This window comes from Stenotrophomonas sp. S4 (assembly GCF_054187805.2).
Genome location: NZ_CM196188.1, coordinates 471159 through 484025, shown reverse-complemented (window position 1 = coordinate 484025; position 12867 = coordinate 471159). Strand labels below are relative to the sequence as shown.

The 12867-nt window shown below is 57.9% G+C and carries 12 protein-coding genes; 4 read left to right on the top strand and 8 right to left on the bottom strand.

Going from position 1 to position 12867, the window contains the following annotated elements; translation table 11 throughout:
- Positions 1-114: 114 nt before the first annotated feature.
- From ACUZUJ_RS02130 to ACUZUJ_RS02110, 5 genes are all read right to left on the bottom strand, one after another.
- The gene (locus ACUZUJ_RS02130; RefSeq protein ID WP_458220865.1) at positions 115-690 is read right to left on the bottom strand and encodes a hypothetical protein; all 576 of its coding nucleotides are present in this window, start codon (positions 688-690) and stop codon (positions 115-117) included.
- Between the two features lie 143 nt (positions 691-833).
- Complete coding sequence (locus tag ACUZUJ_RS02125; RefSeq protein WP_458220864.1) at positions 834-1979, bottom strand: YncE family protein; 1146 nt, start codon at positions 1977-1979, stop codon at positions 834-836.
- Between the two features lie 165 nt (positions 1980-2144).
- Positions 2145-3071, bottom strand: coding sequence for an XVIPCD domain-containing protein (locus ACUZUJ_RS02120; protein ID WP_458220863.1), 927 nt, complete (start codon positions 3069-3071; stop codon positions 2145-2147).
- Between the two features lie 155 nt (positions 3072-3226).
- Positions 3227-4201 (bottom strand): lytic enzyme, encoded by a 975-nt coding sequence (locus ACUZUJ_RS02115; RefSeq protein ID WP_458220862.1) that lies wholly within the window; start codon positions 4199-4201, stop codon positions 3227-3229.
- Between the two features lie 4 nt (positions 4202-4205).
- Positions 4206-4805: a hypothetical protein gene (locus ACUZUJ_RS02110; protein ID WP_458220861.1), complete on the bottom strand. Its 600-nt coding sequence runs from the start codon at positions 4803-4805 to the stop codon at positions 4206-4208.
- A gap of 213 nt (positions 4806-5018) precedes the next feature.
- Between ACUZUJ_RS02110 and ACUZUJ_RS02105 the strand changes: the two genes are divergently transcribed.
- From ACUZUJ_RS02105 to ACUZUJ_RS02095, 3 genes are all read left to right on the top strand, one after another.
- The gene (locus tag ACUZUJ_RS02105; RefSeq protein WP_458220860.1) at positions 5019-5234 is read left to right on the top strand and encodes a hypothetical protein; all 216 of its coding nucleotides are present in this window, start codon (positions 5019-5021) and stop codon (positions 5232-5234) included.
- A gap of 484 nt (positions 5235-5718) precedes the next feature.
- Positions 5719-6087, top strand: a complete 369-nt coding sequence (locus tag ACUZUJ_RS02100) for a hypothetical protein (protein WP_458220859.1) — start codon at positions 5719-5721, stop codon at positions 6085-6087.
- Between the two features lie 86 nt (positions 6088-6173).
- Entirely contained in the window at positions 6174-6470 is a 297-nt protein-coding gene (locus ACUZUJ_RS02095; RefSeq protein WP_458220858.1) for a hypothetical protein, read from the top strand.
- A 225-nt stretch (positions 6471-6695) separates the two neighbouring features.
- Here the strand turns inward: ACUZUJ_RS02095 and ACUZUJ_RS02090 are convergent, their stop codons facing one another.
- Together ACUZUJ_RS02090 and ACUZUJ_RS02085 are read right to left on the bottom strand one after the other, a co-directional pair.
- The gene (locus ACUZUJ_RS02090; protein ID WP_458220857.1) at positions 6696-7736 is read right to left on the bottom strand and encodes a response regulator; all 1041 of its coding nucleotides are present in this window, start codon (positions 7734-7736) and stop codon (positions 6696-6698) included.
- Between the two features lie 13 nt (positions 7737-7749).
- Entirely contained in the window at positions 7750-9984 is a 2235-nt protein-coding gene (locus ACUZUJ_RS02085; RefSeq protein ID WP_458220856.1) for an ATP-binding protein, read from the bottom strand.
- A gap of 21 nt (positions 9985-10005) precedes the next feature.
- Here ACUZUJ_RS02085 and ACUZUJ_RS02080 point away from each other — a divergent pair, with 21 nt between their 5' ends.
- Positions 10006-11025 carry a DNA cytosine methyltransferase gene (locus tag ACUZUJ_RS02080; RefSeq protein ID WP_458220855.1) on the top strand — a complete coding sequence of 340 codons (1020 nt, stop codon included), beginning with the start codon at positions 10006-10008 and terminating at the stop codon, positions 11023-11025.
- Positions 11026-11178: 153 nt separating this feature from the next.
- Here ACUZUJ_RS02080 and ACUZUJ_RS02075 read toward each other — a convergent pair whose 3' ends face one another.
- Entirely contained in the window at positions 11179-12837 is a 1659-nt protein-coding gene (locus tag ACUZUJ_RS02075; RefSeq protein WP_510468064.1) for a hypothetical protein, read from the bottom strand.
- Positions 12838-12867: the final 30 nt, after the last annotated feature.

Genomic DNA, 12867 nt, shown 5'->3' with positions numbered 1-12867 from the left:
ACACCTCTCTCGTCCACCAACGGCGTACCAGGTGCGGCAATGACGATTTCTACGGTGTAGCGCGGCTTGTCCATAAGAAGAATCCTTCAGTTCCTTCCAGCGGTGGGATGGTGACTATTTTCCAGAGAGTGGGTCTGCATGAACCCGCAGCTGTGCCGGGTAATGCTGGAGCGCAGCGGTGGGCTGCACCGTGCGTACATCCAGGCGGTAGCGGGCACCCGTTTCCAGCGGCAGCGGGACGATGCTCAACCTGTATCGGTTGGCGTCCATCGATACTTGCTGCGCGTAGCGCCAGTCTGCCGATGCATGCCATTCGGGGAGCGGCTCACCCAGATTGCGCGCCCTTGCCTGATGGACATCAGAGGTTGCAACGTCCTGCCAGGCACCTGCTACCCAGCGCTGCAGGGACAGCTGGAAGGGAACATGAACACTGTCCATGTCTGGCTCACTGCCAGGCCCGGGTCCATGTCGCTGCACTTCAAGATCCAGCACATAGGGTCGACCCGGATAGAAGTTGCGGGCATTCGTCTCGAACTCGAACCGCACCGCCTGGCCGGGTTCGGCCACGTCGATCGGCTTGACCAGATCCAGCGGCTCCGGCGCATCCGGTATGCGGCTGTTGCAGGCGCCGAGTGCGCCCGCCAGCGTGAAGAACAGGCCGGCACGCAGCCAGCGATGGATACCCAGCATGATTCAGACCCTTTGGCTCCCTGCCATGGGCTTCAACCCTAGCGGGCGGCCTCCGGCACTGCAACCGGGCAATGAAGAAGGCAGGGTCTGCACCCTGCCTTCTTCACGCGGCACGTCGGCGGGCGGGGCCCGGCGTCAGCGCCTTACAGCTGGATCCGCGCCACGCTCTCGTCAGCGCCCTTGTCGTCCTTCTCGCCGTTCTTGATGCTCACGAACAACACGTTGTTCTTCGCATCCAGCGCCAGGCTGTTCGGGTGGGTCGGCACCGTGTAGGTGGCCACCTTCTGGTAGCTGTCACTGTTGTAGGCGGTCACCGTACCCGCTTCGCGGTTGGTCACGTACAGGCGCTTGCGCGGTGCGTCCAGCAGGATGCCCAGCGGGCCGGCGTCGGTCGGGATGCTGGCCAGTTCCTTGCCGGTGCTGCGGTCCAGCACCAGCACGCGCTGGCCCGGGTGCTTGCTGACCAGGCCGCTGCTCTTGGCCTGGTAACCACGCAGGAATTCCGAGCCCTGGTCGGTCACGAACAGGCGCTTGCCGGCCGGGTCCAGCGCGATGTTCATCGGCTGCTCGGCGGCGATCTTGTGCTGCGCCACCACCTTGTTCGAATCGGTGCCCACCACCACCAGGTCGGCCAGCAGGTTGCTGGTGTAGACGCGCTTGTTGGCCGCATCCAGCGCCAAGCCCGGTGCCTTGGCATTGCCCAGGCCGTCGATGGTGTTGATCACCTTCAGCGTGGTGGTATCGATCACGAACAGCACGCTGCTCACGTCCGGCTGGCTGCTGTGGCCGGTCACGTACAGGCGGTTGGCGGCGCTGTCGACCACCAGCTCGCGCAGGTCGTGGGTGTAGGCGGCCTTGCCGTCCTTGCCGGTCTTCTTCTCCATCAGCTGGATGGTGCCGACGGCCTTGTTCTGCGCGGTGTCGACCACGGTCACCGACAGGTCCACGGTGTTGCCCACGTACAGGCGATTGTGGGCGTCATCCAGCACCACGCCGAACGCCTTGCGCTCCAGCGGGATGCGCGTTTCCACAGCCAGCGTGGTCGGGTTCAGGCGCAGCACCTGGGCCGGGCCGGCGTCATCACCGAAGCCACCGGACGAGGCCACGAACACGGCGTTCTGCTTCGGGCTGTAGGCCAGCTCGTACAGGCCCTTGGCCACGGCCTGGCGCTGCACCGCGGTTGCGGCGCTGGCGGCAGGCGCGTTGTCGGCGAAGGCCGAAGGCACGCCGAGGCTGAGCGACACAGCAAGGGCCAGGGCGGCCGAACGGAAGAGAGGATTACGGAACATGCGAGCGTCCTTGAATGGGCACGGGAAGGTGTCCTGGCTCGCTGGGCCGTACTGCGACGGCCCGACCTGCATCTGTCTGCGCGGGTGGGCTGGCTGGGGTTGCCGGGGAATGGTAGCAGGTGGGGGGCGTGGCGTGCGTCTGCGCGCGCATGGCAGACGCGCGGATTACTGCTCCTTCAACCGCAGCGAATCAGCCACATCGGTCTTGGCCGCCACCTCGGTGGCGATGCTGGCGCGGCGGTGCCCCGGGTCGTTGCGGTCACCCTGCACGATGAAGATGCTCTCGGCGGCATGGCTGTTTTTGGTCGGCTGGCTGAGCAGCACGTGGTCCACGCGCGAGAGATTGTTCTGCTTGGCCAGCACCAGCAGGCTGGCACTGATGCGCTGGCTGGCGGCATCGAATGGACGTCCATGCGCGGCGTCCAGCTCGGCCACCTTCTGGATCAGCTGCGAGAACAGGCGATGGTCGGGATGCGAAGGGTCCAGCAGCGTGCCGGCCACTTCGATCGGCGTCGGCGGCGGCTCATCGCTGGCACGGTCGCCCTGGCGATGGTGTTCGGCCTCGCGCTCGGGCATCGCATGGTGGGTTTCGGCATTCAGATCGCTGCCCGGGAACGGCGCGGCGATGCACTGGATTTCCGGCAGGTTGAACAGCACCGCGAACTCGCCCAGGTTGCTGCCGCCGTCCAGCGGCGCTGGCAGCGGATGCAGGCCGGCGTAATGCAGCGCCGCCCAGACGAAATCGCTGCAGCGGTTGATGGTGGCCGGGCGATCCACATCGAATTCGAACTCGGCCGGCTCCTCGGCGAAATCACGCAGGCAGCCGTAGTGCTCCTCGGAGATTTCCAGGGTGCGGCTGTAGTACGGCTGCAGATGCTCGTCGGCATCGTCGTGGCGCACCTGCGCGTACTGCACGCCGGAGCGAGTTTCGCCCGGGACCTGGCGCGGCGGTGCGAAGCCATAGCTGTGGGCCTCGTCGCCTGCCGCCACCTGCAGGTACATATGGCCGCGCGGCGAGATGCCCCCACTTTTCAGCGGGGTGCCGGGGGCGGCCAGATAAAGCGTTGCGGTGTAGCGTGTTGCCTGCTCCATGCCTGTTCAGCCTTGATGGGTGCTGCGGTCCTGGGCGGATGATGGCATAGGTGGGATGGGAGGCAGGTGGAGGAATCGAGGGCGCCGATCACGGCTTGCTGAATTTGTGAGCCAGCGTGCAGTACCAGCGCCCCGAATGCTCGCGGGTGGCCGCACTAGCCCATCTGCATGCCGCCAGACGTCTGCGTCGCCGCCTCGCGCTGCTGCGTTTCCTGACGGGTCTGCTCAGTCACCCGCGTGTCGATCTGCTGACTACGGGCCAGCCCCTCTTCAAGGCTTTGCTGAGGCTGGTTCAGATCCACCATGGCCCTGAAGCCAGGCGTCGTGCCCATCACGAAGATCTTCTCTTCCTGCAGCACCACATCGCGCAACTGTTGCGGCTGGTGAATGCCGTTCTCCCGCGCAGCAACCATCGCTGACATCACCTGTGCATCGCTCACCTTCTCAGGCAAGTCCGATCGCATGCGATCAAACAGCTGCCGTGATTCCGGCGATAGTGCAGCCACCCGCTCCTGCGGCGGCAGTTCGCCCTCCACCTCGGTCAGCAGCTTCTGCAACGTGGTCTGCTTCTTGGGAAGGGGATTCTCGTGCGTCGAATTGAGCTTGCTATCGGGGAACGGCTTCGGAATGCTCTTCAGCGCATCGATGTTCGGAAGCACCTTCATCGTCCCTTCGAAGCTGGGATCGGGCTTCTCGAGCTTGGGTCGCAAACCGGCCTGACCAAGGCCTGTCCACACATAATCGACGCAGCTGTTGGACAACCCGTTGTAATAGAGATTGAAGCGGTCCTGATCGCGATTGACGCTCGCCTCGCCGTACGCCTTCAATTTGTCGTACTGATCCTTGGTGATCTCGAGCGTGTAGGAGAACCGAGGGTTCTGATAGGTCTCGAATTCCCCCTTCACCACGTGCCCAGGGCCGGTGATCCCCGTTTTTATCGGCGAGAACCCATATCCGTCCTTCTTTTCACCATCGGCAACCATGAAGTAGGCATGGCCCGCCGAAGATGAGTGGGTCGTGCCATCCTTGCCTGCAACAGGTGTCCCCGGAGCAGCGAGGTAGACCGTGACGGTGTAAGGCCCCTTCTTGCCTTCCTGAGGTGCGGCTGCATTATTCGATTGACTGTCCATAGTCCTATTTCACGTTGTAGTTGGCGACGAGAAGCTCGATGTTGAGATGTGCAACGTCCGGGTTGCTCTGAAGGTTGGTCACCTTCAGCCGGTACTTCCCGGGCGTGAGATCCGCGGAATCAGCACGGGCCACCTCGTATTCCCTGTAGGCCAGAGACATGTCGTACTTCCCTGCATTGACCAGGCTGTTCGAATCCGCGCCGACGGCGCTCCTGTACTCGTACACATCGCCCTTGGCCGGTTGATATCGGCTGCCCTGCCAGACAGCAGGCAGATCGCGATTCAATACCTGTAGCGCTACGGGCGTTTCGGTTTCGCCCTCCAGCTTCCACAGCTGCACCTTCAGGGGAATCCGGGCGTCTTCAAGGAAGTCGACATCGCCCGGCTTCATGTCCGGACGCTTGGCAGGCCCACCGGTACGGAAACCGATCAGGAACGTGCGAGGTTTGGGATCCTTCTCCCAAGGCGGTGGCAGCTCAAAACGCGCCTCTACCGTCGCACCTGCATGGACCAGGTCCATCGGCTTGGCGACAGGGAAACCGTCGCCATACATCTGGGGTGCCTGGGCGCCACAGCCGCCCACAAGCAGCGGCAGCAGTACCATCCATGGCCTCAGTAGGTGTCGCATCCGTTCCTCGCATTCGGGCACTCACGTGTCGGCAGTTTATACACCGCACCGGCCGGCAGGACCTGAACTGGCTTCACATTGCCGCGTGGCGGAATTGGGATGCCTGCCGACGAACATTGCGCGGGACCATTCTGCAGGTAGGAGGCACGCGATGGTGCAGGCACTATTCCTGCACTCAGGAGGATGACCATGACCAAGATCGACCCCGCATGGCTGGAAGCGTTCGACAAGGAACTTCTCCACCTGTTCGCCATCGACCATCGCGATGCCGGCATGGATGAATACCTGCTGGACTGCTATGCAGACCTTCCGCCGCGGGAGGCGGCGCTGGCCTTCGGCAGCGACTACGACCTGGAGCGCGACGATGCACTGTGGCCACGGCCGGGGGTGGCGCTGCAAAGTTAAGTCGTGTCGCAATCGGCCAACTTCGGATCTCAGCCATGCGGGCGGACTGTCGCTTTTGAGACCCCGATCATCTGCAAACCGTGCCTTTCAATGCGCATTCGGGCGATAACTTAACACCGGCCGAAACCTCTGCACCGCAAGGGTTCTGCCACGCGCGCGCCATGCAACAATGCCGTAAGCGTCAGCATTTGCGGCCTCTGCGGCCTACGGTTTCTTGGCATCTCGCAACCATGCGAGTACACCTTGGCGTGCCACCGGAAAAGGGTGGCGCGGGACTCGAAAACCCGTGTTTATGCCAGCTGTATGCGCTTGCCAGCCGACGTCACCTTTTATGTGGCGTCGGCTGGCAATCCGTTCGCGTTCCATGGCGGGCGGTGCGTGGGGGTCTTCGGACCCGCCGGTCTGGCATTTACCGGTTTTCGAGCCCGCACCGTCCGCCACCTTTATTGGTGGCGCTGCTATCTGTCCTGTACGGAGCATTGCCATGAACACATCGGACTTCCGTTCCCTGCACGCGCAGTACGATCCGGACAACGCTGAACCCGAGCGCGAATCGTCCGTCGATCCCAACGCCTTCGTCGCCACGCTGCGCCGCATCGGAACCGGTGCGGCTGCGGATGGCCAGCCTTGGCCGGAACGGCATCAACTGCCTGGGCGGTGCCTTCAGCTGGCGGATGCGGATTGCGCATTGGCAGGGCTGCGTGTGGTGGCGGAGCTGATGCTGGCTGCGGAGCGGACTCGGCAGAACGGCGCGCCCGAGGAGTACCTCGGGGATCGGGTTATGGAAGGACTGAAGATGGCTTGTGTGGCGTTGACGGCGCAGGTGGCTGAGCGGTTGCATGCGCGCGAGTAGCACCTAAGTCTTGAACCTCAAGCAATAGGCTGCGGGCTGTCGCCGCGGCCCCATTATCCGTTCGCCTCTGATCTGCAGGACTTCCAATGAAGTCTCTGACGTACGCACTAATGTGTTTGGCAGCACTGATTGGTTCAGCACTCGGCCACTTGCACCTGCCCAAAGGCGGGCTCGAGCTAAGAACCTTCCCCAGTGTTTCAGATGCCGAGTTTGCTGTCATGCGCGAAGAAGCCATAAGCCTAGTGGATGAAGATGCTGCGCTCGGGGCCGGGCGCTTTGCGGCTAGGCACCTTGAGCTCAACTGCCGAGATGAGCTCGCTCTGCTCGTGGACAACTCATCATCACAGTTGCTCATCGTCGGCTTTGATAGGCCAAGCCGCTGAGACGCGCTGCGTTCAACCTCTACTCCGGCGCTGGAACGGAATTCCCCGTACGAAACGTATCGGAAGCCCGAACAGACTGCGGTGCACACTGACAAACTACATCGTTCGTTCCCGGCTTTGGCCGCACAGCGGCCTCCACCAAGCAAGCGTACGCTGCAGCAACAAAGTTCCCGCCGAACAGCTTCAGCGGGGACACCAAGCTACCTACGACGACTTACGCCCTCGTCAGTCCTGCGAAACTACAGGTGTACCAATGCGACTAAAGTATGCTCCGAACCGCTCGACGAGAGACGGTACAAACTGGGGCGTTAGCGAGGCGACTCTATTCATCGCCTTGAGTCCCTGATCCCCATCAATTGGAACAACCCTGAGAGAGGTGAAGTCCACGAACCAAGGTCCCATTCCATTACCTGCAGAGTCCACCATCTCCGGAAGGAAGTGGTTCTTATGTGACCCGCCATGCTGAGAAATCTTAGTTCGCTCCCTGGCATTCGCGCCCCTCCACCGTGTGGAAATGTCCTGGAACTCGGCCAGCAGAACCAACGAGACCTTACCGTCAGTCGCCAAGTCGCATCTCGGTGTTACCACCACCCAAAGCCCCTGCCCATCTCGAACGATATCACCTGTATCGAATCTAACCTTGATGGGCGGAACAAAGTAGGTCTCCTCGGGATGGGAGACGCCTCCATTCGCATTCATCAAATTGTCGTGGATGTGAGCAATAACGTGGCGGAACAGCATCGGCTTGATGGCCGGTCCCCGCTGAGCTGTCCAACCTGACCAACGGGGCCAAACCGAGCTGAAGAACACCTTGGCCGTCTCAGCCTCGATGGAATTACGAAGCTCCTTGAGATGTTCCAACATACCTCGCTGCTTCCCCAGCCATTCAAAAACTGGCACGAGTCCAGCACCGCGATCAAACACCTCTACTTGAGGAAAAGCTTCGACCTCAGCCTCTTGCCTCTGACCAGTGTAGACGGCTATGGCAACAGGATGAGCGCTGTGGGCGTATCGGACCACATCGTTTCCGTGATCATTAGGTGCCGCATTACCTTCGGTTCGTAGGCGAAGATCAACCACCACTGCATCAGCGCGATTCTCGACAAGCGCGTGCCTTGCTTCGGCCGCGCTCTTCGCAACAATCGTTATGACCTTGAATCCTGTGTTCTGCACATCCGCGTTATGCATCGCCGCATGGTCCTGCCATGCTTTGATGTTAGCGCCCTCGTCCTCAACTAACACAACATTAATACAGGCAACGTCCATTTCAGCCTCCCCTCTATTCGCTCTTCATGTAAATAGAAAAACTAGTCAATTCGGATGCGGAATCATACTCGACCTTTCCCTTGCTCGCTTTCATCGCCTCTCTCGCGATTGCCAATCCGATTCCAGAACCCTCAGTCTTGAGTGTAAAACCAGGCCGGAACAAGTTCGGCTCGACGATGGGGTCGACGGCGGGCCCGTTGTTTGATATTGAGACCTTTACCCACCGCTTCGACTCTGACGCGGAGATAACGATTTCCTTATCAATACGATCTGAAGTTCCCAACCAGTGAATTGCGTTATCAAGTATGTTCAACACCGCTGCCATCAGGTCAGCCTCATATATAGTGGCCTTCCGCGTGGCACCGAGCTTAGGCTCAACTAGGTTGATTCCCCCATCTCTGAGTGCATCCGCGTTCAACTCGACACACTTTCTTATAACTTCCACGGGATCCATGGTCTTTGGCCTCCCGCGCTTGCGACTTGCTAGAGGATCAAGCGCCCTAAACAGACGGGTAAGGTGGGATGCCGACTCTTTGATCGATGCAGCATTATTTCCAAATACAGCTCGGAAGTGCTCACCGAATGGAGACTGTTCCAGAAGTCGCTGAGAGCCATCACTAAGCGTTTTTGATCTTGTATTAATATCACCAAGAAAACGACGTCCATCGTGCAGCACCTGCGACACGACCAACCCAATGCTTGATTGGGCGGCCAGCTTTAGCTGAAAGTTCTCAAGCTCCACAATCGAGGTTTTCAAGGCCGCAGATTCTTGGCGCAATGCTTTCCGCATCCCGTCGCGATACTGCACCGGGAGCCTCTCAATAGCCCTTGCCATAGACTGTAGTCCGGCCTTCTCTCGAACGGCACCTGCGTCCCCCTCAGCCTTTCTGCTCAGCCCCGCTTTCCCTCTAAAGTCAAACCTGATCAACTCGACTCTAGCCATGACATCGTTGATTAGGCGCCGCAACCTCATAAAAGATCCGTTGTGCTCAAGCCCTTCCCGACTGCTACGCTCGATGAGCCCTGAATCACCTTCCCCGAGGATAAATACCCCACCCCAAAGTTGATTCAATCCAAGCTTCTGAGATGGGTTCTGAACCCTTTTTCTCTCAAGCTCAAGCCAATCAGTCTCAGCGTCACCATAGGGCCGAATTCTAAATCCGTCTCGATAGATCCCGACGCCGATATTCTCATCAAGTATTTTCCGCGCATCCACTCTTCCAAGTGCCGACAAGCCCATCCTCTTGAATAGATCAAGGATCGCCTCAGGCTCACGGTCGTAGATATTGATTGCAATGGACACTTCGCCACAACTTAATTCGTCAGGAAGATACGATGGTGCCTCAACCCGAATCTCCTGAGGTGCACCGTCAGCTCGCTTGTTCACGAAGCGGCCGAGGAATCCGCCTGAAGAATCAAAATCTCCTTCCAGCCGGTAGTGATAGACGCTGCCAAGCGAAAACGGCCGGATCAAATGAGGCTCAATCTCAGCTTCATCATTCTCGCCTATCACTCGGCCAGATACCAGCGATGCACCGTCGAAGCCAGCGCTCACCTCCGTGAAACCACTCAAATCCAAGAGTATCCTGAATCCGGCTTCTCGAAGGGCCATGGGAGAGGACAATCGACGCAGCTCTTTAATCAAGCTCTCAAGCTGCTTCTGGGTCCACGCATCTCTCAGATCGACAATCTTTAGAGAGACTCCGGTATTTTCAGACACCACCGATTCACGCGAGGCAATGACCTCTACATCAATTTGATCAAGATACTCATGTCGCTCAAAGTCATCCCAATCCAGTTCAAAATTTGAAACTTCTAGTTCATCTGAAATTTGCACTCGACTAAGCAGTTCCACCTTCTTGCCAAGCCTTGCGGTTGCAAATCGACCCACCCCTTTTGCCCCAAGAAGCCTCCTACCAAGAGGGCTTACTTTGCGCGCAATTTTGTCCCCCGTAGCCGGCTCAAGCCACTTACTCAAGATATCGGATGCGCTCATACCGTGGCCGTCATCTGACACAGTCATGAACGACAGAGCATCATTACCCTTCGGAACAATGGCAATTCTCACGGTCGACGCGTCTGCGTCGTAGGCATTTTTTACAAGCTCAATCAGCGCAGCTTCCGGCCCGCTGATCAGCTGATCTCCAATGGTACGAATGATCCTTGCACGTGGTCTAAGCTTTGCCATCCCGCCTCCAAAATTTTCCTGGCAAACTTCATCCGAAATTGATAGCCTGGCGGCTTTCACGCTTTTAGATCATTTCACACGATGAAGAGCTTTGTCGACCTGTTCTGCGGTGGAGGCTTGGGGGCCCGCGGGGCCGTCCTAGCGGGGCTTGAGCCGGTCGTGGCAGTTGACCTGTGGTCGTTTGCCTGCAAGACATACGAGCTGAACTTCCCAAGCGCGATCGTGATCAACGACCGCATAGAGAGCATTGATCCGCTTCAGTACTGTGCCAAAGGCACCCTAGACTTGCTCATTGCATCGCCTGAGTGCACGAACCACTCCGTCGCTAAGGGAAGTGCGCCTCGGGACGAGCGAAGTAAGGAAACCGCTCTTTACACGATTGATTGGATTTCGGCACTCCTACCCAAGTGGGTTGTGATAGAAAATGTAAAGGAAATGAAGCAGTGGCATAGATACCAAGACTTGGTGGATTCACTCCGCAAGCTAGGGTATCTCGTGGAGGACTTTATTTTAAACTCGTCCGATTTTGGATCCGCCCAAAGTCGAAACCGCCTCTTCTTAATTGCAGGCCTCGGAGTCGCTCCACCCTCCATCGTCCCACCGAAAGGTGCTTCAGCTCAGTCCGTCCGTGACATTCTTGACCCGGACGGAACTTGGCCGATGAAGCCTCTCTTTGTTCCCAGTCGCGCAGAAGCAACCGTTGCTCGCGCGCGGGACGCGATCGCGACTTTAGGACCTAGTGCGGAGTTTTTGATCGTCTACTACGGCTCTGGTGGTGATAAATCGTGGCAGACGCTGGACACACCGTTGCGAACAGTAACCACGGTTGACCGCTTTGCATTGGTAAAGAAGAAGAGCAACCGCTGGCACATGCGCATGCTGCAACCGAGCGAGTTAGCCCGAGCAATGTCACTCCCTTCCGATCACCAATTTGCATCAGGAACGAGGAGGGACAAAGTGAAAGTATGCGGAAATGGCGTTTGCTCCATTGTAATGAAGAGCGTCATTGAGCAGATAAAAATGATTGACGACACCCTGCAAGGGAGCCCCGCTCCCGAGATATCAGAAATAGAGCGAGATGATCTCTCCGTCGCCCAATAGCTCACAGAAAAGTATAGACCACATCATCCATCATACTTTACAACCATAATCTTCAGTACGACATCCGCCAAGAAATCGCAAGATTCCTGATTTAGCAGCAAGAAGAATTCAATATAATTGTGCAGTTCGGCACGATGACGAACGAGCCGAGAGCTAACCAACTTGAAGTGTCACACCTAGATCGCCGAATTGGAATTTCCTGGTGAACGGAATCACTTCGCCTTCGACCTCTCCGATCAGCATCTCTTCGGAAAGCTTGGCAACGTCCCGAATTGGATCGTCATTAGCATGCGCCACAACATACTTGAGCTCCGGCCAAGAGAGCCATGTCGCCCCCGAATCCACACGATCATCACCAGCGAACCGAGCCGCGTATCTCGAGATAACAAAGACCTCGGGGGAGCGGGTGCATTCAGATGGAGGTAACTGCAACGCGCAGCTTATCTCAGCGCAAGTTCTTCCACCAACCCATTCGTTGACTTTATCTACCCAGTCAGTCGCTCTTGCTAAGTTCTTCCGGCGGCTTTCTCGCTCAGATATGGACCTTCCGTAAGGATCATGCCACTTCAACTGGACTAGTGCGACACTCCCAGTTACGCAATCCATAATCACCGCATCGATATCTGTCAGATGTGTTCCATCGGATCGTTTAAGCTTATAGCCGTGCCGAGGTACTACATACCTCGGCGCCGGAAAGATCGACGCGAGATCCTCCCTAAAGACACCCTCCCTAGCATCTACGGCTTTATCCCAATCTTTTCTATGGTGCTTCCGGATGTGTCGAAACATTGCATAGTAGGGATTTCCGAGCATTCCAAAGCATGGGATAAGTACGAAGTCCCTGTCGAGCGACACGTACTGACTCGCTGGAGGTTCGTAAGTTTTCGACCACTCTTCAAGATCCTCTGGCTCAAGCGTTAATGCCCTTAGAACTTGATCACCACCCACTTCAGCGCCTTCTCCGTCGTTCAGTACAGCAGCGGCGTCCGCTTTTGTACAAAACATGGTGAGCACGTCCCTCAAGCGCGTCGCTGGCCGATCTTGGCAGAGTAGAAGCGAGAAATTGATGTGTGCAAGTGTCCTGCCGAGCGCCCGCTCACACTCACGCCGCCACGCCTTGAATGGCCGCCCACCAATTATGGAGTTTTCCGGGATTGCCTCAGACTCTGGAAACCTCGACCGGAAGCCTTCCGCTAGCTGCAAATGCTGACTGACAATCTCGGAATCACTCTCGTACGCGATGTGGTACACATCGTCATGACGAACGTAGAGACGCATCCTTTCTTTCACAGCTTCTGTTGGAAGATCACCTTTCGGCGGCTGCTCGAGGTAACTACTTTTTAGCAAGCGACGCGCGAACCGTTCCTTTGCATCGGTCGTGGTGGTTATCTGAATGAGCTTGGTCTTGACTTCAACTGTCGCGACCCCGTGCGCTGAGATGCGAACCAGTCTAAGAAGATCAACCAGCTTTCCCAGTTCTTCCAAACAAGTGGCGATCAAGGATCCAAGAAGCTCGTGCGACTTTCCCCACGGCACACCACGCGGGCGTTCATGCGCCTTCGCCAATATGGGCGCCAACGCCTCAGGCACACCACATCTAACGTAGTAGGCACGCAGTCGCGCATCCTCATCCACGTGCCCCCCCAGCATCTGGCTTACAAACATCAGATCGAGCAGCCGGAATACCTCGATTACAGCCTCTTTCTCTCTTCCCTCGAAGATCGAAGCTATGCGACTCTGAATCTCTGAAACTTTATTAAGAAGTATTTTCTCGGCACCAGAACGCATTTCTGATTCGATCATGCTTCCCATGTCCCCCTCGGCCTATCAGCTGATAGTGAA